20 protein-coding genes are annotated in these 21,367 nt (G+C 58.9%); 17 read left to right on the top strand and 3 right to left on the bottom strand.

The features are described 5' to 3' along the window. Window positions 1-9: 9 nt before the first annotated feature. The 7 genes from radA to rnr all read left to right on the top strand — a co-directional run bounded on the left by radA (window position 10) and on the right by rnr (window position 8,053). Window positions 10-1,377: a DNA repair protein RadA gene (gene radA, locus GRI91_RS01765; RefSeq protein WP_160734912.1), complete on the top strand. Its 1,368-nt coding sequence runs from the start codon at window positions 10-12 to the stop codon at window positions 1,375-1,377. A 13-nt stretch (window positions 1,378-1,390) separates the two neighbouring features. Next, complete coding sequence (locus GRI91_RS01770) at window positions 1,391-1,918, top strand: CvpA family protein (RefSeq protein WP_160734913.1); 528 nt, start codon at window positions 1,391-1,393, stop codon at window positions 1,916-1,918. Beyond that, entirely contained in the window at window positions 1,919-2,362 is a 444-nt protein-coding gene (locus GRI91_RS01775) for an iron-sulfur cluster assembly scaffold protein (RefSeq protein ID WP_160734914.1), read from the top strand. Window positions 2,363-2,400: 38 nt separating this feature from the next. Next, window positions 2,401-3,444 (top strand): alanine racemase, encoded by a 1,044-nt coding sequence (gene alr, locus GRI91_RS01780; RefSeq protein WP_160734915.1) that lies wholly within the window; start codon window positions 2,401-2,403, stop codon window positions 3,442-3,444. 79 nt (window positions 3,445-3,523) lie between these two features. Next, window positions 3,524-4,090 (top strand): polyhydroxyalkanoate synthesis repressor PhaR, encoded by a 567-nt coding sequence (gene phaR, locus GRI91_RS01785; protein WP_160734916.1) that lies wholly within the window; start codon window positions 3,524-3,526, stop codon window positions 4,088-4,090. 59 nt (window positions 4,091-4,149) lie between these two features. After that, window positions 4,150-5,691 (top strand): proline--tRNA ligase, encoded by a 1,542-nt coding sequence (gene proS, locus GRI91_RS01790; RefSeq protein WP_160734917.1) that lies wholly within the window; start codon window positions 4,150-4,152, stop codon window positions 5,689-5,691. A gap of 67 nt (window positions 5,692-5,758) precedes the next feature. Continuing rightward, entirely contained in the window at window positions 5,759-8,053 is a 2,295-nt protein-coding gene (rnr, locus tag GRI91_RS01795; protein ID WP_160735331.1) for a ribonuclease R, read from the top strand. Window positions 8,054-8,166: 113 nt separating this feature from the next. On the opposite strand, the gene GRI91_RS01800 is transcribed toward rnr, so the two are convergent. After that, entirely contained in the window at window positions 8,167-8,619 is a 453-nt protein-coding gene (locus GRI91_RS01800) for a universal stress protein (protein ID WP_160734918.1), read from the bottom strand. 122 nt (window positions 8,620-8,741) lie between these two features. Here GRI91_RS01800 and GRI91_RS01805 point away from each other — a divergent pair, with 122 nt between their 5' ends. From GRI91_RS01805 to GRI91_RS01825, 5 genes are all read left to right on the top strand, one after another. Next, window positions 8,742-10,040 carry a pyruvate dehydrogenase complex dihydrolipoamide acetyltransferase gene (locus GRI91_RS01805; protein WP_160734919.1) on the top strand — a complete coding sequence of 433 codons (1,299 nt, stop codon included), beginning with the start codon at window positions 8,742-8,744 and terminating at the stop codon, window positions 10,038-10,040. Between the two features lie 2 nt (window positions 10,041-10,042). Continuing rightward, window positions 10,043-10,468, top strand: a complete 426-nt coding sequence (locus GRI91_RS01810) for a hypothetical protein (protein WP_160734920.1) — start codon at window positions 10,043-10,045, stop codon at window positions 10,466-10,468. Window positions 10,469-10,472: 4 nt separating this feature from the next. Next, the gene (locus tag GRI91_RS01815; protein WP_160734921.1) at window positions 10,473-10,856 is read left to right on the top strand and encodes an acyl-CoA thioesterase; all 384 of its coding nucleotides are present in this window, start codon (window positions 10,473-10,475) and stop codon (window positions 10,854-10,856) included. Between the two features lie 65 nt (window positions 10,857-10,921). Then, window positions 10,922-12,331: a dihydrolipoyl dehydrogenase gene (lpdA, locus tag GRI91_RS01820; RefSeq protein WP_160734922.1), complete on the top strand. Its 1,410-nt coding sequence runs from the start codon at window positions 10,922-10,924 to the stop codon at window positions 12,329-12,331. Between the two features lie 74 nt (window positions 12,332-12,405). Continuing rightward, window positions 12,406-12,579, top strand: a complete 174-nt coding sequence (locus GRI91_RS01825; protein ID WP_160734923.1) for a hypothetical protein — start codon at window positions 12,406-12,408, stop codon at window positions 12,577-12,579. A gap of 195 nt (window positions 12,580-12,774) precedes the next feature. Here the strand turns inward: GRI91_RS01825 and GRI91_RS01830 are convergent, their stop codons facing one another. Then, window positions 12,775-13,359 (bottom strand): TetR/AcrR family transcriptional regulator, encoded by a 585-nt coding sequence (locus GRI91_RS01830; RefSeq protein WP_160734924.1) that lies wholly within the window; start codon window positions 13,357-13,359, stop codon window positions 12,775-12,777. A gap of 142 nt (window positions 13,360-13,501) precedes the next feature. Between GRI91_RS01830 and GRI91_RS01835 the strand changes: the two genes are divergently transcribed. From GRI91_RS01835 to GRI91_RS01845, 3 genes are read left to right on the top strand one after another with little or no spacing between them, the layout of a single operon-like run. Next, entirely contained in the window at window positions 13,502-14,713 is a 1,212-nt protein-coding gene (locus GRI91_RS01835) for an efflux RND transporter periplasmic adaptor subunit (protein WP_160734925.1), read from the top strand. A 12-nt stretch (window positions 14,714-14,725) separates the two neighbouring features. Beyond that, window positions 14,726-17,917 carry an efflux RND transporter permease subunit gene (locus tag GRI91_RS01840; RefSeq protein WP_160734926.1) on the top strand — a complete coding sequence of 1,064 codons (3,192 nt, stop codon included), beginning with the start codon at window positions 14,726-14,728 and terminating at the stop codon, window positions 17,915-17,917. Then, a complete protein-coding gene (locus tag GRI91_RS01845; protein WP_160734927.1) occupies window positions 17,914-19,317 on the top strand; it encodes an efflux transporter outer membrane subunit in 1,404 nt (467 codons plus the stop codon). Before GRI91_RS01840 ends, GRI91_RS01845 begins: the two co-directional genes overlap by 4 nt. A gap of 138 nt (window positions 19,318-19,455) precedes the next feature. Here the strand turns inward: GRI91_RS01845 and GRI91_RS01850 are convergent, their stop codons facing one another. Beyond that, on the bottom strand, window positions 19,456-19,959 hold the full coding sequence (locus GRI91_RS01850) for a GNAT family N-acetyltransferase (RefSeq protein ID WP_160734928.1): 504 nt from the start codon (window positions 19,957-19,959) through the stop codon (window positions 19,456-19,458). Between the two features lie 686 nt (window positions 19,960-20,645). On the opposite strand from GRI91_RS01850, the gene GRI91_RS16350 reads away from it, so the two are divergent. Together GRI91_RS16350 and GRI91_RS16355 are read left to right on the top strand one after the other, a co-directional pair. After that, window positions 20,646-21,014, top strand: coding sequence for a hypothetical protein (locus GRI91_RS16350; protein ID WP_202385392.1), 369 nt, complete (start codon window positions 20,646-20,648; stop codon window positions 21,012-21,014). A gap of 57 nt (window positions 21,015-21,071) precedes the next feature. Next, window positions 21,072-21,209, top strand: a complete 138-nt coding sequence (locus tag GRI91_RS16355) for a hypothetical protein (protein ID WP_202385393.1) — start codon at window positions 21,072-21,074, stop codon at window positions 21,207-21,209. The last annotated feature ends 158 nt before the right edge of the window (window positions 21,210-21,367 follow it).

A 21,367-nucleotide genomic window follows, 5' to 3' on the forward strand; every position in this document is an offset into this window, starting at 1 on the left:
TGTTGATCCATGGCGAAAACCAAACGTAGATATATCTGTCAGGCCTGCGGCAGTGTGTCGCATCGCTGGCAGGGCCAGTGTCCAGACTGCGCGGAATGGAACACTCTTGTGGAAGATACGCCTGCCAGCGTTTTTTCACAGAAGCATGATCTATCGAGCGGAGGGCGGCGGATAGAGTTTGTTCCGCTCGATGTGCCGGGCAAGGCGTTGAAGCGTCAGACAACCGGCCTCAATGAACTTGATCGCGCCTTGGGTGGTGGGCTGGTGCCCGGTTCAGCCATATTGATGGGCGGCGATCCGGGAATAGGCAAATCAACCCTGCTGCTGCAGGCCTCCGCCGCGATTGCGCGCAGCGGGCGGGAAGTGGTCTATGTCAGCGGTGAGGAAGCCTCTGGACAGGTCCGTATGCGGGCCGAGAGGCTGGGGTATAAGGATGCCCCGATCCGTCTCGCTTCGGCAACCTCTGTTCGTGACATTCTGACTACGCTTCATGCGATGGAGCCACCCGCATTGCTGGTAATCGATTCAATCCAGACGATGCATTCGGACACGATTGAAGGCGCGCCCGGCACGGTCAGTCAGGTTCGCGGCTGTGCATTTGAATTGATCCGTTATGCCAAACAGAGCGGCGCTGCGCTGATTTTGGTGGGCCATGTCACCAAGGACGGAACGATCGCCGGCCCGCGCGTGCTCGAACATATGGTCGATGTCGTGATGAGCTTTGAAGGTGAGCGAAGCCATCAATATCGTATTCTCCGCGCATTGAAGAACCGCTTTGGTGCAGTGGACGAAATCGGTGTATTCGCCATGGCCGGGCAGGGCCTGGAAGAAGTACCCAATCCCTCCATGCTGTTTCTTTCCGGTCGCGAAGAGCCGATGGCAGGCAGCGCGATCTTCCCTGCAATCGAGGGGACCCGCCCCGTTTTGATCGAGATCCAGGCGCTGATCGTCAGACTGCAAAGTGGCGCAACCCCGCGCCGTGCAGTGGTTGGCTGGGACACTGGGCGTCTTGCTATGTTGCTCGCGGTGCTGGAATCGCGCTGCGGTCTCAATTTCTCGACGGCGGAAGTCTATCTCAACGTCTCAGGTGGTTACCGATTATCGGACCCGGCAGCTGACCTTGCAGTCGCCGCGGCATTGGTATCTGCACTTGCGGACAAGCCCTTGGCGGCGCGGTCCGTATGGCTGGGTGAAGTGTCTCTGGCGGGGGAAGTACGCCCGGTCGCTCATGCCGGATTGCGAATGAAAGAAGCGGCCAAGCTTGGCTTCGATCAAGGCTTCGGTCCGCCTGAATGCGGGCAGGGCGTATCGGGCATACACTGCGAAGAATTGTCGATATTGCCAAAGCTCGTTGACCGGATCGTGGCATCCGAATAAGCCCGGTTCTGAGATGAGCGGATTTGATATTCTCGTTCTTATTATCGTCGGTGTCGGCGCGATAGGTGGGTTCTTGCGCGGCTTCGTTCAGGAAGTGCTTTCGCTTGCCGCTTGGATATTGGCCGTTTTTGCCATCCATTATCTGCACACTGACCTGACCGATGCCTTGTTCGATTATGTCGGCAGCGCATCGGGCGCCGCCATTCTCGCCTTCGCGCTGCTGATGCTCATCCCCTATGCTGGCATGAAACTGATTGCGGGCTGGGCGGGCAGGGCATCCCGGCGTTCGGTTCTTGGTCCGATTGACCGTGTACTGGGTTTCGGATTCGGCGCGGTGAAGGGCGTCATCATCGTCATTATGGCATTTTCGCTTCTTGTTCTTGGTTATGACACCGTTTGGGGGCCGAGCGGCCGTCCGGCATGGATCAAGGATGCGCGCACCTATCCTTTCGTGAATGCCAGTTCCGAAGCGCTCGTTCAGCTCATTGATGAACGCCGCAGTGCCTTGCGCAGTGACGATACGGCTGATCTGGATTCCTGAATGAGCAGTTCCGAAAAGCTCTACACGCCTGAGCTGCTTGCTCTGACGGTTCGCTTGGCAGAATTCCCGCCCAGGCCTGATCTAGCGCTGCATGGCAGCGCGCGTTCGCAAAGTTGCGGCAGCACGCTGGATGTGGATCTGGACCTCGATAAGGAAGCGCGAATTTCCCAAATCGGGTTTCGCGTACAATCCTGCGCCATCGGGCAGGCCAGTGCCTTTATTTTTGCGGAACAGGCCATTGGCCGGGATGAACAGGACATTCGTGCCGCCCGCGATCGTTTGCGCGATTGGCTCTCCGGTGATGAGACTGCACCTGACTGGCCGGGAATTGAAAAAATTGGCGCGGCGCGTGCTTTTCCGGGACGGCATGGCGCAATTCTTCTGGCGTGGAATGCCTCGCTGGATGCATTTGCGCATTCCTCGCTCGTCGCTGCCCAAGCCTGACATTTTCTCCCTGAGCCTGGTCATAAACAGGGTTTTACGTGACAGAAACTTCCCATCTTCCCCCCCGCACATTGCGTCTGGCGCTTGATCAATCGGCCTTGGCGGAGAATTGGCGCTATCTGAACAGGATGTCGGGAAGCGCGCAGGCCGGTGCTGCGGTGAAAGCGGATGGCTATGGCTTGGGCGCGGACCGTGTGGTCCCTGTCCTGCGAGATGCCGGTGTTCAGGATTTTTTTGTTGCCCATTGGAGCGAGGCACACTCTGTTGCACGGCACATTCCGGCGCATCGGATATCGGTTCTGCACGGGGCGGTTAACCGGGAGGAGGCCGAGTACGGAATTCGTCACGGCATCCGGCCTGTGATCAACAGCCTGCATCAGGCACGAGTATGGCAGGAAAGCGGTGGCGGCCTGTGTCATGTCATGGTCGATAGCGGGATGAGCAGGCTGGGCCTGTCTTTGGAAGACGTGTCCGATCCCGTTATTGCTGCGCTGGATATCGACCTTGCGATGTCTCACCTCGCATCTGCCGATGAAGATGTTGCGCAAAATGCTCTGCAGCTGGAACGATCTCGGGCGGCTTTTGCGCAGCTTCCCGCGCGCCGTTTCAGTCTGGCCAACAGCGCGGGAATCATGCTGGGGCGTGATTATCATTTCGATCTGACTCGACCCGGATTATCGCTTTACGGCGGCATCGCCCGGCCTGAAATGGCGGGCAACATCAGGCAGGTCGCGATTCCCCAAGCAGCCGTGATCCAAAAACGCCGTCTTCAGGCTGGCGACAGCGTGGGCTATAATGCGCGCTTCGTGGCGCCGGGGCCGATGAATGTTGCGGTGATATCGCTCGGCTATGCAGATGGTCTGCTTCGTCTTCAGCAGACCCCTTATCTCGAATTTGACCGCAAGAAACTGCCCGTTTTGGGTAATATATCGATGGATATGACGATCGTCGACATTGGTCAGGCGCCCGATCTGCGCGAAGGCGACTGGGTCAATCTGCCCTATGATTTGCGAATGGTTTCAGACCGTTCGCAATTGTCCCAATACGAACTGCTTACCATATTAGGGCTTCGCTTGCGTTGATACTTCGAGCAAAATCCTGATGTTGCGCTGCAAATACTGCAAGTGCTAAATAGATCTGGCAACAGGAGGCTTATAGTCCATGGCCAAGCAAGAGAACGACACCGGTCAGGTTATCATCAAGAAGTACGCCAATCGGCGGCTCTACAACACCAGTTCCTCAAGCTATATCACGCTTGATGATCTTGCTCGGATGACGCGCGAGGGGACGGATTTCAAGGTGCTGGATGCCAAGACCGGCAATGACATCACCCATGCGATCCTGACCCAGATTATCATGGAGGAAGAAGCCGCCGGGGAGCAGATGCTGCCGGTCAGTTTCCTGCGCCAGCTTATTTCAATGTATGGCAATTCCATGCAATCGCTGATGCCGGCCTATCTGGAAGCCAGCATGGACAGTTTCCGTGCTAACCAGCGAAAATTGCAGGACACGTTTTCCGGCGGAGTCGGCCCGGATGCGTTCGCCAAACTTGCGAAAACGAACATGGCAATGTTTGAAGCGGCCACCAGCGCTTTCATCCCCAATCAGGGCGGTGAAACCCCTTCAGATGGCGGTTCTGAGCCTGCTGCAGACAGCGCGTCAGACCTTTCCGAACTGCGCAAACAGATGGCCGATATCCAGAAGAAGCTCGATAAGCTTGGCAAATAGCGCGCGGAAGGCCATCGGGGCCGTTTACCCCTTTTGTGATTCGCGAGACTGAAACAACCGTGTCATCCATACGTCATGCATTATCGATCAAGCGCGAAGACGATTTCGCGCAGTGGTATCAGGAAGTCATCTCAGCTGCAGATATGGCGGAGGAATCCGGCGTTCGCGGATGTATGGTCATCAAGCCATGGGGCTATGGCATTTGGGAACGGATGCAATATCTGCTCGATCAGCGGATCAAGGCGACCGGGCACGATAATGTCTATTTCCCGCTGTTCATTCCGCTCTCCAATTTTGAGCGTGAAGCCGAACATGTAGACGGTTTCGCCAAGGAGATGGCGGTTGTTACGCATCACCGCCTGATCCCGGGCGAAAAAGGTGGACTGATTCCCGACCCGGAAGCAAAGCTGGAAGAGCCTCTGGTGGTGCGTCCGACGTCGGAGACCATCTTTGGCGACGCGATGAGCCGGTGGATTCAGAGCTGGCGCGATTTGCCGCTGCGGCTCAACCAATGGGCCAACGTCGTGCGCTGGGAAATGCGCACCCGGATGTTCCTGCGGACGAGCGAATTTCTCTGGCAGGAAGGGCACACTGCCCATGCCGATGATATCGACGCCCGCGAACACACGCTGCGCATGCTCGAAGTGTACCGGTCCTTTGCCGAAGACGTTCTGGCGATGCCGGTCGTTGCCGGTGAAAAGCCGGAGAATGAGCGTTTTCCGGGCGCGGAGGAAACCTGGTCGATCGAAGCGATGATGCAGGATGGCAAGGCCCTGCAGGCGGGCACATCGCATTATCTGGGTACCAATTTCTCCAAGGCGGCGGACATTTCTTATCAGGACCGTGAGGGGCAGCAGCAATTGTGCCACACGACCAGCTGGGGCGTTTCAACCCGTCTGGTCGGCGGTCTGATCATGACACATGGTGATGATGACGGCTTGCGTGTGCCGCCCTCTATCGCACCGTGGCAGGTTATCATCTGCCCGATGTTGCGGGATAAGCAGGAAGACGAGGCGCTGCTGCGCTATTGCGAAAATCTGCGCGCTGCCATTGCGTCCGACCATGTGATGGATGAACCGATCCGCGTCCTGCTCGACCGCAAACCCGGCAAGGCTGCTGCCAAGCGCTGGGATTGGGTGCGTAAGGGCGCGCCGATCATTATCGAAGTGGGTGGACGCGATCTGGCCAGCGGCACGGTCACAGTCATTCGCCGTGACCGGCTCTGGGGCGTGGATGGCAAACTGGCCGTTCAGGGGCCTAGCCATCAGGATTGCACCGCCAGCATCGGCGCGCTGCTTCGGTCTATTCAGCGTAATTTGTATGACCGTGCGCATGAACGCCGCGAACGCAACATCCGCCGTGACATTGAAACGATGGAAGATCTCGAGGCGTTTTTCTCCAGTGATCAGCGCTATCCAGGCTGGGTAGAAGTCCAATGGTCACGGCCCACCGGTGAGGGGCTTGCAAAGGTGGTCGAGAAGCTGAAATCACTCAAACTCACCTTCCGTAACGTGCCGACCGATGCAAAGGATGCCGGTGGCACCTGTATTTTTACAGGCGATCCTGCGGTTGAACGGATTTACGTCGCCCGCGCTTATTGATGGTTTTTCGGTGATCCCCCAAGGCTTTGGCTTGTGCTCATTGCGGGGGATCGCCACATAGGTGGCTATGCCCAGCCGCAAACATACCGGACTTCCCAGCAGGGAACAGGTCCTCGAATTTATCCAGACATCCGACAAACCCGCAGGGAAACGCGAAATATCCAAAGCGTTTGGCCTGAAGGGACAGGAAAGAATCGCCCTTAAGCGCCTGTTGAAAGACATGGCGGAAGAAGGGCTGATCGATGGCAAACGCACCGCCTATCACCGCATGGGCGGCGTGCCGAAGGTTACGGTGCTCCGGGTTGTCGATATAGAGGATGGCGAGGCCATCGCCATTCCTGATGCCTGGCAGCCCGATGATGCGACACCGCCGCCGCGCATTCGCATTGTCGAGAAGAAGAAAGCCCCTGCGCTCAAGAAGGGCGACCGCGTGCTGGCGCGGACTGAAGAAGCCGGCAAAGGCTGGCGCGCCTATCCGATGAAGAAGCTGGTCGATCGTCAGGCCGCGATGCTCGGCGTCGTGGAGATTGATGGTTCGGGGCAGGGCTGGCTGGCACCGGTTGATAAGAAGATCCGCACGTCCGTCAAAATTGCCGATCTGGGTGAGGCCGAGGCCGGTAATCTGGTGCTGACGGAGCCGGTCGGCCGATCCCCGCACTCAGGCGTGAAAGTCGTCGAAGTGCTGGGCGATCCTCTGGCACCGCGCGCTTACAGCCTGATTGCCATTCACAAGCATGGTATCCCGCATGTCTTCCCGCAGGAAGCGCTCGATAGTGCGGAGACCGCTGCGACACTGCCCGTTTCGACAGAAGCGCGCGAAGATCTTCGTCATTTGCCCATCATTGCCATAGACCCGGCTGATGCACGCGACCATGATGACGCGATCTGGGCAGAGGAAGATGGCGAGGGCGGCTTTCGCGCTGTGGTCGCTATTGCCGATGTCAGCTATTATGTCCGCCCCGGCACCGCCGTAGATAAAGAAGCCCGCAAACGCGGCAATTCAGCTTATTTTCCCGACCGTGTGGTCCCCATGCTGCCAGAAATCCTCAGCGCGGATGTCTGTTCACTGGGCGAGGGCGAAGACCGTGCCTCCATGGTATGTCATTTGCGCATTGGCCAGGATGGCAAGCTGAAGGAATGGCGTTTTTCTCGCGCTGTCGTGCGTATTCATGAGGTGATGGCCTATGAAGAAGCGCAGCGCCGGATGGATGAAGGGGAAAACGACCCGCAGCTGACCGGATTATGGGCCTGTTGGAAGGCGCTGGCCGCGGCCCGCGATAATCGCGATCCCCTCAATCTTGACCTGCCAGAGCGGCGGGTGGTGCTGGACGATCAGGGCCGCATTGCCGAAATCGCCGTGCGGGAAAGACTGGATGCGCACCGCGTGGTTGAGGATTTCATGATCTCCGCCAATGTCGCGGCAGCCAAGGCGCTGGAAAGCAAGGCCAGCCCCGTAGTGTATCGCGTTCATGAAACACCGGGCCGCGAAAAGCTGATCGCCTTGCGCGATTATCTGGAAACCTTCGACAAGAAGCTGGCGCTGGGTCAGGTGATTACGCCCAGTTTGTTTAACCGCATGATCAAGGATGTGTCCGACCCGGCGGAAAAAGCGCTGGTGATGGAAGCTGTGCTGCGCAGCCAGACGCAGGCGTATTATGGCCCGAAAAATGCCGGCCATTTCGGCCTCGCCCTCGGCAGCTATGCGCATTTCACATCGCCCATCCGGCGGTATTCCGATTTGCTGGTTCATCGCGCACTGGTCGATGCGTACAATCTGGAACAGCCAGCACCGAAACAGGATATTCCGGCCCACTCCGGCTTGTCGGAGAAGGACCGTGCGGATCTTTCCAAGATCTCCGACGCGATCAGCCAGACAGAGCGCCGCGCAATGGAGGCGGAGCGTGATACGGTTGATCGTTACGTTGCCGCGTGGCTCTCCGCCCGGGTGGGAGAAACCTTCCAGACACGAATCACCGGTGTCCAGAGCTTCGGCTTTTTTGCCACGATCGTCGGGCTGGGCGGGGACGGCCTGGTCCCGGTTTCGACGCTGGGGTCGGATTATTTCCATTACGACGATGCCGCCAAAGCACTGATTGGCGAGCGCACACGCAAGGTTTACGCCACGGGCGATATGCTGGATTTGCGGTTGGGAGAAGCCAATCCGCTGACTGGCGCGTTGAAATTTGAATTGCCGGGTAAGGATGGTTCATCCGTGGAGCCGCGCGGCAAGCGCCCACCGCCGCGCAAGGGCAAGCCGGCTGCGCCCAAGGATAAGAGCGATAAGGATAAGAAGGGCAAGCACATGCAAGGCAAGCGTGGGCGGCCGGGTAATATCCGGCATCAAGGCCGAAAAAAGAAGTAGCGGCCAGCAATCTGCAACTGCCAGATTGGCCGCAACCCGCAGCGCTACACGGCCGCGAATCGAACCCTGATTTCGGTTTATCGAGAGAGGGACTTCCGGTCGCTTGGCGCAGCTTATGCCAGCGTGGCGATTTCCTCGTCAGTCAATTGTCCGGGAATGATGAACAGCGGGCAGGGCAGACTACCGGCCACGGCGGTAAAATGTGTGACCAGCGGGCCGGGGTTCCCAGTGGGCGCAGCACCCAGAACCAATGCAGAAACTTCTGGATGTTCAGCAAGATATTCGCGGATCATCACCTTGTCATCACCCATGCGCACAGTGATTTGCGGCATTTTTCCGGATTCGCTGAGCAGCGTTCCGGCAGCGCTGTTGGCCAGCACTTCGGCGCGGTCGCGCGCCTCCTCCTCAATCGTCGCCTGAACCCCGGCAAAGGCGTTGAAATCCTGTTTGGGCACCAGTGCCAGTATTTGTACCCGTCCGCCCACATCGGACGCACGCCTCGCCGCAAAACGCAAAGCGACGCGCGCTTCCTGGGTTTCATCCATGATCACAAGATATATACGCATGTTCCGTCTCCCTCATTCCCCCTATCCGTTGTGGCGACAAAGGTGCAATATCCTTGCAGCCGAATGTTAAATTAGTCAGAGACGCCTGTAACCAAACCGCTACGAGGAATATTCGCCAGATTATGCCTATCGCCATTAAGATGCCCGCCCTTTCCCCAACCATGGAAGAAGGCACACTGGCCAACTGGCTGGTCAAAGTGGGCGACAAAGTATCCGCCGGTGACATTATGGCCGAGATCGAAACCGACAAGGCCACGATGGAATTTGAAGCCGTGGATGAGGGCACCATTGCCCACATTCAGGTTGAAGAGGGCACCGAAGGTGTCAAAGTCGGTGCGATCATCGCCACGCTTGCTGAAGAGGGGGAAGACCCCGCTGACATTGATCCGATCACCGAGGGCGGCAGCGCCCCGGCAGCGAAGAAGGAAGAGGCTGCTGAATCAGCGCCTGCGCCCAAAGCGTCGCCTGCCCCAAGTCCTGCTCCGGCACCCGCAGCTTCGCCCGCGCCATCTGCTGCTGATGGGGATCGCATTATCGCGTCGCCGCTCGCTCGCCGGATCGCCGAACAGAAGGGCGTTGACCTCTCTGCCGTCAAAGGCAGTGGGCCCAATGGCCGGATCGTGAAGGGCGATGTTGAAGCGGCTGAAGCAGCGCCTGCGCCTGCGTCCGAGAAAACTTCCGCACCCGCGCCTACCGCTGCTCCGGCTCCGGTCGAAGCACAGGATTTTGGCATTCCGCACGAAGCGGAAAAACTGTCTGGCATGCGCAAGACGATTGCCCGCCGCCTGACCGAATCGAAGCAGCAAGTGCCGCATATCTATCTGACCGTGGATATTCGCCTCGATGCCTTGCTCAAACTGCGCAGTGAGCTGAATGCAGCGCTGGAGCCGCAGGGCATCAAATTGTCGGTCAATGATCTGTTGATCAAGGCGCTGGCCAAATCTCTCATCGCTGTGCCCGAATGCAATGTGCAGTTTGCTGGCGATAAATTGCTGAAATTCAGCCGCGCCGATATTTCGGTGGCCGTGTCGATCGACAATGGCCTGATCACGCCGATCGTCGAAGATGCCGGAGCCAAGGCCGTCTCGTCCATCTCGACCGAGATGAAGGATCTGGCTGGCCGCGCACGTGAAGGCAAATTGGCACCCGAGGAATATCAGGGCGGTACTGCCTCGCTGTCCAATATGGGCATGTTCGGCATCAAGCAGTTTGAAGCCGTGATCAATCCGCCACAGGCAATGATCATGGCGATCGGTGCAGGTGAGAAGCGGCCCTATGTCATCGATGATGCCTTGCAGATCGCAACGGTCATGTCAGCCACCGGTAGTTTCGATCACCGTGCGATCGACGGTGCCGATGGAGCCCGTTTGATGAAAGCCTTCAAGGAACTGGTTGAAGCACCCCTGGGCCTGGTTGCCTGAGGATGCGTTTGGCCGCAGGCTTTGCCGCTTTGGCGGCGCTGCTGTCCTCCTCACTTGCCGCACAGGACAGGGATGAACAGATCCCTGTCCTGGGGCTCGAGGGGGCCGAGGCAGATGCCTGCGCCGCGATTGGCAGGATTACCGGTCTGGCGGATACAAACAGCTTCTCCGCCTCGCTGGACACGTCCATTCCGGTCCGTAGCTATCCGGATGAAGGCGCAGCGGAAAAGGAGCGGCTGTCTCGCTCAACCATCGTGTGGTTATGCGATCATGAGGGGCGCTGGCAGGGCGTTGTTTATCCCTCCGGCCCCTATCAGGAAATCGGCGATTGCCGGGTCAGCACTCCGATTGCAGAACCGGAACCTTATACAGGCCCATGCGCATATGGCTGGGTTCTGGCGCGCAACATTTCTCTAATTGCGGGGTGAGATAATGGATCAGGAAAGCCGCAAGGATCAGCAACCGGCCATTCGCGTCAGCGCGATGCCGGCCGACACCAACGCCTATGGCGATATTTTCGGTGGCTGGCTGGTCAGCATGATGGACAGTGCCGCTGGCCTTACTGCCGCGCGCTATTCGCACGGACGCGCCGTGACAGTGGCGATGGACGGTATGCAGTTTCATCAGCCCGTGAAGGTTGGTGACGAGGTTTCGGTCTATACCGAAATCATCAAGGTGGGCAGCAGCTCGATGACCATAGCAGTGGAGGCATGGCGGCGTGAACGCCACCGGGACAGCTCCGCAATGGTGACCGAGGCGACATTTACTTTCGTGGCGATTGACGACAATGGCCGCCCGCGAGCCGTTAAGGGCTGACGGGCTGATTATTCTTCGCCCGTAATTTCGGGCAGTGAACTGACTGGCAGGAAGACGCAGAAAATATGGCAGAGAAATACGATGTAATCGTTCTAGGTTCCGGCCCCGGCGGCTATGTAGCGGCAATCCGCGCTGCTCAGCTGGGTCTCAAAACGGCGATCGTGGAGCGCGAACTGCTTGGCGGTATCTGCCTCAATTGGGGCTGCATCCCGACCAAAGCCCTGCTCCGTTCGGCCGAGATCTTTCATTATATGCAGCATGCCGGCGATTATGGCCTGGTTGCCAAGCAGATCGAAGCCGATCTGGAAGCCGTGGTGAAGCGCTCTCGCGGTGTTGCCAAGCAGCTTAATCGCGGCGTCACCGGTCTGATGAAAAAGAACAAGATCGCTGTTCATATGGGCGAGGGCACTTTGAAAAATGCCAATACGCTGGAAGTGAAGGGTGAAAAGGGCACCGAAACCCTCAGCGCGAAGCATATCATCGTCGCAACTGGCGCGCGTGCCCGCGATTTGCCATTCGCCCCCGCCGATGGTGAGCGTGTGTGGACTTATCGCCATGCGATGACGCCCAAGGAAATGCCCAGCAAGTTGCTGGTCATTGGCTCCGGCGCAATCGGCATCGAATTTGCCAGCTTCTACAATGACATGGGCGCTGATGTGACCGTGGTCGAAATGCTCGACCGGATCGTGCCTGTGGAAGATGCGGAAGTATCGACCTTCCTGGAAAAGCAATTGACCAAGCAGGGCATGACAATCCGCACCGGCACTGGTCTCGAAGCGCTCGAAACAACCGCCAAAGGCGTGAAAGCCAAGATCAAGGGTAAGGATGGCAAGGTTTCCGATGAGGAATATAGCCATGTGATCGTTGCCATTGGCATTCAGCCCAATACTGAGAATATCGGTATCGATAAGCTCGTCGACCTTGATCGCGGATTTATCCAGATTGACGATTACGGACGGACCAAAACCAAGGGCCTGTGGGCTATTGGGGATTGCGTTCCCGGCCCATGGCTAGCCCATAAGGCCAGCCATGAAGGCGTCACCGCAGCAGAAGCCATCGCGCAGGAACTGGGTAACAAGGACGTGCATCCGCACGGCCTCGACCGAAACAATATTCCCGCCTGTACCTATTGCCACCCGCAAATCGCCAGTGTCGGTATGACCGAAGCAAAGGCGAAGGAAGCTGGCTATAAGGTGAAGGTCGGCAATTTCCCCTTCATCGGCAATGGCAAAGCCATCGCATTGGGTGAGCCGGAAGGCTTCATCAAAACGGTTTTCGATGAAAAGACCGGCGAATTGCTTGGAGCCCATATGATCGGGGCGGAAGTCACCGAACTGATCCAGGGTTATACGGTTGGCAAGCAGTTGGAAACGACCGAAGCCGAACTGATGCAGACGGTCTTCCCGCATCCCACATTGTCCGAGATGATGCATGAAAGCGTTCTTAGCGCCTATGGCAGGGCGTTGCATTTCTGATAATTCCATGCGCTCCGGCCAAAAGGTCGGAGCGCATTTGCTTCCGGTTCGTTCTCTCCAAAAGGAGATTGACTATGGACCGTAAATCAACAGACAAACCCACCGCTGCCAAAAATAAAAATGACAGCGAAGTGATCCGAAAGCACCGCGCCTTGCAGAACCAATCCTCGGTTTCCCCGCAGGATTACCCTCAGGCGACGGATAAGGAACAGGCGCTGGCCGTTCCGAAAAAATCCGACAAGAAGTGACTGGCGCGAATTTTTACACGACAGTAAGTGCCGCGCCCGGCAGGTGGCTCGTTGCCATGGGGCGTTGTGGGAGTTGAAGTTCGACTTCTGCACGCTGGCTGAGGATCGGCTATCGTCGCGGTTGCTGAGAGAGGGGTTTTGTAGCCCGCCCCAAAATATCCGCATTTGTATCCCGCGGAAATTGAACCCTGCCAATCAGTTCGGCCACAGGGCCTTTTCGAGTATGTCGGTCAGGCCTTTTTGGATGGCCTCGTCCTGCACCTCGGATATGGCCTTGTGGCCCATCACCTTGCGCAAGATACCACTCCCCATCAGGATGCTGAGCGCCATGCCGGCTCGTAGCCGGGCGTCTTCGCCATCGAGGCGTCCCGCAATGGGCTGGATGATCGTCTCTTCGATCGCCTCGCTAACGATCGTCCTGGTATGTGGCGAAGAGGCAGACCGCAGAATGATCAGCAGGCGATCGACCTGAGCATTCGACGTCTCATGCTCCATGTCCATGACGAGCGACGCGAAATAGGCGGGCAGTTCGTCCTGCGGCACCTTACCTAGCAGCATCTGTTCTTCGTGTTCATCGGGACGAAGAACCTCGCGGAAGAGCTTTTCCTTGTTGCCAAAATAACGCCCGATCAGTGCGACATCGACGCCAGCTTCACAAGCGATGTCACGCAATCCCGCATGCTCATAGCTTTTCGCTGCAAAGCTGCGCCGAGCCGCATCAAGGATGGCTTGGCGGGTCGCGGCGGCATTACGTTTTCGCATGGGAGAGCCTGTATTCATTTAGGTCCGTTACCAGAATTCCGGCAAGTTTCAACTGTAAGTCAACAGCCGTTGACAAGTTGAAAAGCTGAATCTAGCTGTGAGCTGAATTGTGAGCAGCCGGCATAAGATTCGCTGTTCAGGGGAATGGAGCCAAGAGGGCATGGCCCGAATATCTACAGGATCGGTTCAGCGAATGATGGGAAACAAGCTTGCCGCAGTAGCGGCCTCTTTGGCCTTGGTACTGGGCGCCTGTTCGAGCGGTGGCGATGATGCCGCACCGCCACCGCCCACCGTCACGGTGGCGCAGCCAGTGGTTCAGGAGTTGGTCGACTGGGACGAATATGTCGGCCGATTCGAGGCGGTACGGGAAGTCGACGTGCGGCCGCGCGCAACAGGGTATCTGAGCTCTGCAAAATTCACCGACGGGCAATATGTCCGCAAGGGTCAGTTGCTGTTTACCGTCGATCCGCGCCCGGCGCGGGCGGCTCTGGCTCAGGCCCGGGCGCAGCTTGCGCAGGCCGAAGCCAATCTCGCCAATGCGAGGACGGAGCTTGCCCGTTCGGAAACACTCGCTGCTGCGCGTGCGGCCAGCCAGGAAGAGCTCGAATCCCGTAACGCAGCCGTCCGCTCAGGCGAGGCGCAGGTGGCTGCTGCTCGCAGCCTCGTGCGGGCACGCGAACTTGATGTCGGTTTCACCCGGATCACGGCCCCGATCTCGGGTCGCATTTCTGAACGAAGGGTCGATCCGGGTAATACGGTCACCGCTGACCAGACCATTCTGACCACCATTGTCTCGACCAACCCGCTGCATTTCAAATTCCGGGGATCGGAAGCGCTCCTGCTCAAATACCAGCGGGAAGGCAGCGGGACGGTGAAGGGCACGCAGGTGCGCGTTCGACTGCCGGACGAGACGGAGTTCCTTCATACGGGAAAGCTGGACTTCATCGATAATGCGATCGACGCCGGGGCAGGTACTATCCAGGCCCGCGCTGTCATCCCCAATCCTGATGGGTTTCTCAAGGCGGGAATGACCGGCAATCTTCGGCTTGAAGCGTCCACGCCTTATCAGGCTATGCTTGTCCCGGATGTGGCAATCGTCTCGGATGGTGCGCGCCGGGTCGTTTACGTGGTTGGCAAGGATGGAACAGTCGCCGCGCGTCCGGTCCAGACCGGTCCGCTCAGCAAAGGATTGCGGGTCATCCGCAGTGGCTTGAAGCCCAAAGAAAGTGTCATCATCAGCGGCGTGCAGCGCGCGCGGCCCGGGCAGAAGGTTACACCTAAGGCCGGAAAGATCGAAGCGCAGGACGGGGCTGACGGAGAAGTCGCCGATACGCCGCCCGCTTCGGCTGTCGCCCTCCCGGTCGGCCAGTAGAAAGATAGAGACATGAAGCTGTCAGCTTTCTTCATCGAGCGGCCGATTTTTGCGGCTGTGATCGCAACGTTCATCACGCTTATTGGCGCCTTCGCCTTCCCCTTGCTGCCGCTCTCGCAATATCCCGAGATCGCCCCGCCGACGATTGTCGTCAATGCGCCTTATCCGGGTGCTTCTGCGGAGACGATCGCAGAGACTGTTGCGGCGCCGATTGAGCAGGAGATCAACGGCGTTGAGGACATGCTCTATATCCAGAGCTCCTCGACCCAGGGGCAGGCACGGGTCACCGTCACCTTCAAGCCCGGGACCGATCTCGATTCCGCGCAGGTGCTGGTCCAGAACCGCGTTGCCCTGGCCGAACCGCGCCTGCCGGAGCAGGTCCGCCAGGTAGGTGTCACGGTCAATAAGGAGGCGACCGGCTTCCTGATGATCGTCACGCTCACGGCGGATGAGGATTCCGGCCTCGGCATCGACTATCTCGGCAACTACGCCCAGACCATTGTGCGTGACCGGCTCTTGCGCCTGAACGGCGTGGGCGGGGTCAATGTTTTCGGCGGCGGCAATTATTCGATGCGCGTCTCGATCGATCCCGATCGGGCCGCGGCGCGCGACCTGACCTCGACCGAAATCATCTCCGCCTTGCGCACGCAAAACGTGCAGGTTGCGGGCGGTGCTCTCGGTCAGGCCCCGGCCGGCGGCAAACAGCCCGCTTTCGAGGTTCCCCTTGATGTTCGCGGACGCCTTGCGACGCCCGAGGAGTTCGGGGACGTCGTGCTCAAATCCGACGCCGAGACAGGCTCAATCACGCGGTTGCATGATGTCGCGCGTGTTGAACTGGGAAGCCAGGATTACGGCATCCGTGCGTTCTACAATGGCAGCCAGGGTGTGGCGATTGCAGTGGTCGAACAGCCGGGGGCAAATTCGCTGGACGCCGCCGGGCTGGTGCTCGACGAGATGAAGGTGATCTCCCAGGACTTCCCGCCGGGAATGCACTACTCAACACCCTATAATCCGACCGAATTCGTCGCCGCGTCGGTCGATGCCGTGCAGCACACGCTGATCGAAGCCGTGATCCTTGTCATGATCGTGATCCTCGTCTTCCTGCAAACCTGGCGTGCTGCGATCATTCCCATCATCGCGATCCCGATCACACTGATCGGCACATTCATGGTCCAGCTCGCGCTTGGCTATTCGATCAATTCGCTGTCGCTGTTCGCGCTGGTTCTGGCGGTGGGCATCGTGGTCGATGACGCGATCGTTGTCGTGGAAGCGGTCGAAAAGCATGTTCGCGATGGGATGGCACCGCGTGCCGCCGCACACCGGACGATGAAGGAAGTCTCCGGAGCGCTCGTGGCGATCGGACTGGTGCTGATCTCTGTGTTCGTGCCGACAGCGATGGTGTCGGGTATTCCGGGCATCTTCTACCGCCAGTTCGCCGTCACGATTGCGGCGGCGGCCGTGTTCTCGCTAATCGTGTCGCTCACGCTCTCGCCTGCGCTGGCAGCGCTGCTGCTCAAGCCTCACAAGGAAGGGCATGAGGATAGAGGTCCACGGTGGCTGCGGCCGCTGCATGTCGCGGGAGACCGCTTCAATCGCGGTTTCGATTGGGTTTCTAATCGCTATGGCCAGTTTACCTCGCGCACCTTGCGCGTGGGCGCCATCATGCTGACGATCTACGCTGGATTGCTGGCGCTGACCGGCTGGCGGCTGACCGATACGCCGACCGGCTTTATTCCGGAACAGGATCAGGGAATCCTTATCGGTGTGGTGCAGATGCCGCCGGGCTCATCGCTCGACCGCACCACCGAAGTGGTGGAAAAGCTTTACGATACCGCGATCCAGCAGGAAGGTGTGGAGGCCGCGATCTACCTCGCCGGGCTCGACGGGGTCACGCAGGCGACATCGTCCAACGCCGGCACCGTCTTCATGCGCCTCAAAGACTGGTCGGAACGCGGGCCGGAGCTTTCTGCCGAGGCTCTATCCGCCAAACTGACCGCACAACTTGCGGCGACCACGGATCAAGCGAATATCTTCATCGTTTCACCGCCGACGGTTCGCGGGCTGGGCAATGGCAGTGGTTTCTCGATGATGGTGCAGGACCGCTCGGCCAACGGCTACCGCGCGCTCGAAGCGGCAGGTGGTGCGGCGATGGGCGCAGCGGCGCAGGAAACCGACGTCAATCAGGTCTATACGACGTTCAACAATGGTACGCCGCGTATCCGCGCGGAGGTCGACCGCGACCGGGCGCAATTGTTCGGTGTGCAGCCGGGGCAGGTCTATGACACGCTCGGCACCTATATCGGCTCGACTTACGTGAACGACTTCAACCTTGCCGGGCGCACCTATCGTGTGACGGCACAAGCCCAGCCGACCTCGCGTGATGATATTGCCGATGTCGGCCGGCTCGAGGTGCGCTCGTCTGGTGGGGAAATGGTGCCGCTGTCGGCGGTGACCAATCTTCAGGACGACACCGGCGCAGCGCGGATCGTGCGTTACAACCTGTTCCCGGCGCTTGAACTGCAGGGGCAGGCCGGACCTGGCGTGTCCTCCGGGCAGGCGCTGGAAACGATGGAGAAGGTCGCGGCAGAATCGCTGCCGCAAGGTTTCGGCTACGAATGGACAGGCCTAGCCTTCCAGCAGAAGGCCGCGGGCAGCAGTTCGGCGCTGATCTTTGTACTGGCGGTTGTCTTCGTGTTCCTCGTGCTCGCGGCGCAATATGAATCGCTGACGCTGCCGCTGGCCGTCATCCTCATCGTGCCCATGTGTATTCTGGCGGCGATGATCGGTGTTAATTTGCGAGGAATGGACAACAATATCCTGACCCAGGTCGGCCTGGTGGTGTTGATTGCCCTTGCGGCCAAGAACGCGATCCTCATCGTCGAATTCGCCCGGCAGGGCGAGGAAGAGGGGCTGGGAATGATCGATGCAGCCATCGCCGCCGCCCGCGTTCGCCTTCGCCCGATCCTGATGACCAGCTTCGCCTTCATCTTCGGCGTGATGCCGCTGGCAATCGCTTCAGGTCCGGGCGCGGAAATGCGTCAGGCGCTCGGCACCGCGGTTGTTGCCGGCATGCTGGGTGTGACCTTCTTCGGCCTTATCTTCACCCCCGTTTTCTACATGGTGGTGCGCAAGCTTGAGGAACGCCTGAAGCGGAAGAAGGACGAACCGGAACAGGCCGCACAGCCGCAGGGAGAAGTCGAATGACCCGGTTGCTTATGGTGACAGCGAGCAGTCTGGTGCTCGCCGGCTGCGCAGCCGGACCGAACTATGTCTCGCCCGCTCCTCAGGCGCCCGCGCAAGCTGAGTTCACCAGCGCGGCAGACCCGGCCTTCGTGCCCGACGAGCCGCCCAAGGAATGGTGGAAGCTGTTTGACGCTCCGGTGCTTGACCGACTGATCGACGAGGCCCTTGAGGCCAACACCGATCTGCGCGTGGCGGCAGCGAATTTGGAGCGGGCACGCGCGGCGTTGAGCGAGGTTCGCTCAGCCCGGCTGCCATCCACCGAGATTTCGGCCAATGGTCAATATGCCCGCCAGGCGGGGGCGACCACGGGCGTGGACGGTGCGCTCTATGAGGGCGAGATCTACGATGGCGGGCTGGGCGTGTCGTACCAGGTCGACCTGTTCGGCCGGATCCGCCGCGGCATCGAAGCGAGCCGCGCCGATCTTGGCGTGGCACAGGCGAGCTACGACCTTGCCCGCATCAGCGTGGTGGCCGAAACGGCACGCGCCTATGCGCAAGCGTGCAGCGCTGGGCGGCAGCTGTCCGTGGCACAGGAAAGCCTGCGGGTGCAGGAAGAAACCTTCGATCTGACCCGCAGGTTGGAGGAGGGCGGGCGCGGTACCGGGCTCGACACGAGCCGCGCCAATGCCCTGCTCGAACAGACTCGTGCGGCGCTTCCCAGCTTTGCGGCGGATCGCCGTGCCGCGCTGTTCAGCCTGGCGGTTCTCACCGGCCGCACGCCGTCGGAATTTCCGTCCGATGTCGCGAGCTGTGAAGAGCCGCCGGTCATTGCTTCGGCGCTTCCGGTCGGGGATGGGGCCAGCCTGCTTGCGCGGCGGCCCGATGTGCGGGCTGCCGAGCGCCGCCTTGCCGCCGCCACGGCGCGCGTCGGCGTCGCCACGGCTGATCTCTATCCGAACGTGACACTGGGCGGATCGATAGGCACTACGGCGACCTCCATCGACGATCTGGGCAGCGACGGTTCCTTCCGCTTCAGCCTCGGGCCGCTGATTTCGTGGAGCTTTCCCAATATCACGGCGAGCCGTGCGCGCCTCAGGCAGGCGCAGGCGACATCCAAAGGTGCTCTGGCTGCATTTGACGGTGCGTGGTTCAATGCCTTGCGCGAGAGTGAAACGGCGCTGACACGCTATGCGGCCCAGCGCGAACGGGTGGAAAGCCTCTCGCGTTCGCGCGATCAGAACGCCGAGGCCGCACGGATTGCCCGCTTGCGTTATCAGTATGGCGCCGAGAGCTTCCAGATCGTGCTCGATGCCGAGCGCTCGCTCGCCGATTCCGAGGCAGTGCTCGCCGTGTCCCGCGCCAATCTCGCCAATCAGTCTATCTCGCTGTTCCTGGCCCTTGGCGGCGGGTGGAGGGAATGACCGGTCGCCACAGGCTGACAGGCTGACTTCGCCGCGCGAGCGTTGTGATTAAGGCTAATGGGGAGCTAGTCCCCCCATTTTGTCTTTCGTCATAATGCCCGAGCATCGGGCACACGCCTTGGAAAAATCACCCAGAATTCAAAGAGGCTTTTCCATATAGACGGCCATGTCACCATAGGTGGCAAGTTTCGCGCGGAGCGCAGGGGTCTCCTGAGGTTCAAAGCCCTGCGCTTTCCAGAAAGGCGCCGAATTGCCGACAGCAACCAAGCCGCAAAGCGTCAGCTGCTGACTGAGCGCATGTTCTTCGCTCCGTTTCAATATTCGGGAAGCAGCCCCAGCTCCGCGCGCGGCCATGGAGATTGCGAGATCGTGAATATAGAAGAGGTCCGCTTGGGCGGGAAGCGCACCGAGCAGCGTGTCTAAGGCAGGTGGGCGCGCGCGCTGCCATGGATGCGAAATGAAATAGCCTTCGCATTTTTCACCACTGGCAAGGACAAAGCAGCCTTGCGGATAGAGGGTGAGCTTTTCTGCAAATACTTCCGGACGTTCGGGATAGTCTTCGTGAATGGCGTCCGCCAAAGTGAAAACCTGCGGCAGGTCGTGCCGTGTCATCGCGCGCCAACCGGGCTTTCTGTCCGCCATTTTCATCTCCTCCGCTCGCAGAAGCTATGTGATCGATGAAACAACATCTAGCCTACATATGGTCGATGTGGATCGATGATTGGATTGGTTAACGCAATCATAGATCGCGGCATTCCGCTGATCGTCGATGAGCATAATCTCGATATGATCGCGTCTGCCGACTATGTCATTTTGATGGGGCGGAAGCAGGAAAGCGCGGACGCATCGCCGCCGCGGCCAGTCGTAGTGCGATAGAGGACAGCAGCTTCGGCGACAACGCTCTTGGCTCGCTCTATTCGGTGATCTGGCAAATCGGCAGGTCACCCTGAATAATAACGGGGGAGGCGAGGGCAAAAGCACCGCCTTTGCTGGGGTAGAGCGCAATGCCAGGCTGACCGATGCAGATACAATTGTTATGAAAACCCAGCGAAGTGGGAGTTCGGCTAGAGTGAGATATCAACGTGAAGGCATCTCGATTAAATCTGGGAAAGATATAGATCATATTCATGACCTTCAACTTGGAGGGGCTGACACGATTGATAACCTTTGGCACTTGATATGAGCGTGAACCGAAGCTTGGGGTCTCAGATACATCACCAAATCAAAGATTTGCGTGTTGGGATTCGGGTGAATAGGATCACAATTGGAGATTGACATGTTCGAGGCGTTCCAGGCCCTTTATCCGAAGGATTCCTGCGCGAGAAGCGATGACGGCGATGTTCCGGTTCCAAGTCTGCAAGGACTTCCTGAATTTTTATCGGAGTTTGGGGGGGGCATCCTTTAGGGGCGGTCTCTACAGGGTGGTTTTAGCCTCAGAGATTGCGGGCTGGAATGCGCGGGTTGAGGCGGGATATCCTGAGTTCGCAGACCAGATCACCTGTTTTGCCTATGACTGGCTTGGACGAGCATTCGCGCTTAACCAAAAGCGGTTGGAGGTAGGACGATCTGGAGTGACAATGTTTGAGCCTGGTACAGGTGAATCACTGGAAATTCCGTGTAATTTACAGACGTTCCATACAGAAGGGTTACTCGAATTTGGTGAGGCCGCACTGGCGATCAGCTTCTTTGAGGATTAGCTCGGTGCCGGAGGTGCTGCTCCTTCGACGGATCAATGCGTAGGCTATAAGAAGCCATTGTTCCTTGGCGGGGTTGATGACCTTGAGAATTTGGAGCTGTCTGATCTCGATGTCTATTGGCACCTGTCTGCCCAGATCATCCGCCAAGCGCGCGGACTTCCTCCGGGAACGTCAGTGCGCTTCGATATAGGTTAACCCTTCGCTTCCATCAATCCAGTAGCCCAAGGCCCTCACTGTTCTCTCCGGCTCGCTCACTGGTCCCCAATTGGCCACTCGTAAGCGGGTAGATTACCCGCCACTTGAAGTAGCGCGGAAATCCGTTTTGGGCGAAAGTGAACCGTTTGCGAATGGAG

The sequence above is a fragment of the Altericroceibacterium endophyticum genome (assembly GCF_009827595.1).
GTDB classification, from domain to species: domain Bacteria; phylum Pseudomonadota; class Alphaproteobacteria; order Sphingomonadales; family Sphingomonadaceae; genus Altericroceibacterium; species Altericroceibacterium endophyticum.

What these genes read in the sequence shown, in the direction of transcription:
- GRI91_RS01800 (WP_160734918.1), bottom strand. Translation starts at nt 8,619, where the DNA reads ATGCGTATATATCTTGTGATCATGGATGAAACCCAGGAAGCGCGCGTC.
- GRI91_RS01810 (WP_160734920.1), top strand. Translation starts at nt 10,043, where the DNA reads ATGCGTTTGGCCGCAGGCTTTGCCGCTTTGGCGGCGCTGCTGTCCTCC.
- GRI91_RS01850 (WP_160734928.1), bottom strand. Translation starts at nt 19,959, where the DNA reads ATGGCGGACAGAAAGCCCGGTTGGCGCGCGATGACACGGCACGACCTG.
- GRI91_RS01770 (WP_160734913.1), top strand. Translation starts at nt 1,391, where the DNA reads ATGAGCGGATTTGATATTCTCGTTCTTATTATCGTCGGTGTCGGCGCG.
- lpdA (WP_160734922.1), top strand. Translation starts at nt 10,922, where the DNA reads ATGGCAGAGAAATACGATGTAATCGTTCTAGGTTCCGGCCCCGGCGGC.
- radA (WP_160734912.1), top strand. Translation starts at nt 10, where the DNA reads ATGGCGAAAACCAAACGTAGATATATCTGTCAGGCCTGCGGCAGTGTG.
- GRI91_RS01830 (WP_160734924.1), bottom strand. Translation starts at nt 13,359, where the DNA reads ATGAATACAGGCTCTCCCATGCGAAAACGTAATGCCGCCGCGACCCGC.
- phaR (WP_160734916.1), top strand. Translation starts at nt 3,524, where the DNA reads ATGGCCAAGCAAGAGAACGACACCGGTCAGGTTATCATCAAGAAGTAC.
- GRI91_RS16350 (WP_202385392.1), top strand. Translation starts at nt 20,646, where the DNA reads ATGACGGCGATGTTCCGGTTCCAAGTCTGCAAGGACTTCCTGAATTTT.
- GRI91_RS01845 (WP_160734927.1), top strand. Translation starts at nt 17,914, where the DNA reads ATGACCCGGTTGCTTATGGTGACAGCGAGCAGTCTGGTGCTCGCCGGC.
- GRI91_RS01835 (WP_160734925.1), top strand. Translation starts at nt 13,502, where the DNA reads ATGGCCCGAATATCTACAGGATCGGTTCAGCGAATGATGGGAAACAAG.
- GRI91_RS01775 (WP_160734914.1), top strand. Translation starts at nt 1,919, where the DNA reads ATGAGCAGTTCCGAAAAGCTCTACACGCCTGAGCTGCTTGCTCTGACG.
- GRI91_RS01805 (WP_160734919.1), top strand. Translation starts at nt 8,742, where the DNA reads ATGCCTATCGCCATTAAGATGCCCGCCCTTTCCCCAACCATGGAAGAA.
- rnr (WP_160735331.1), top strand. Translation starts at nt 5,759, where the DNA reads ATGCCCAGCCGCAAACATACCGGACTTCCCAGCAGGGAACAGGTCCTC.
- GRI91_RS01825 (WP_160734923.1), top strand. Translation starts at nt 12,406, where the DNA reads ATGGACCGTAAATCAACAGACAAACCCACCGCTGCCAAAAATAAAAAT.
- GRI91_RS01840 (WP_160734926.1), top strand. Translation starts at nt 14,726, where the DNA reads ATGAAGCTGTCAGCTTTCTTCATCGAGCGGCCGATTTTTGCGGCTGTG.
- GRI91_RS01815 (WP_160734921.1), top strand. Translation starts at nt 10,473, where the DNA reads ATGGATCAGGAAAGCCGCAAGGATCAGCAACCGGCCATTCGCGTCAGC.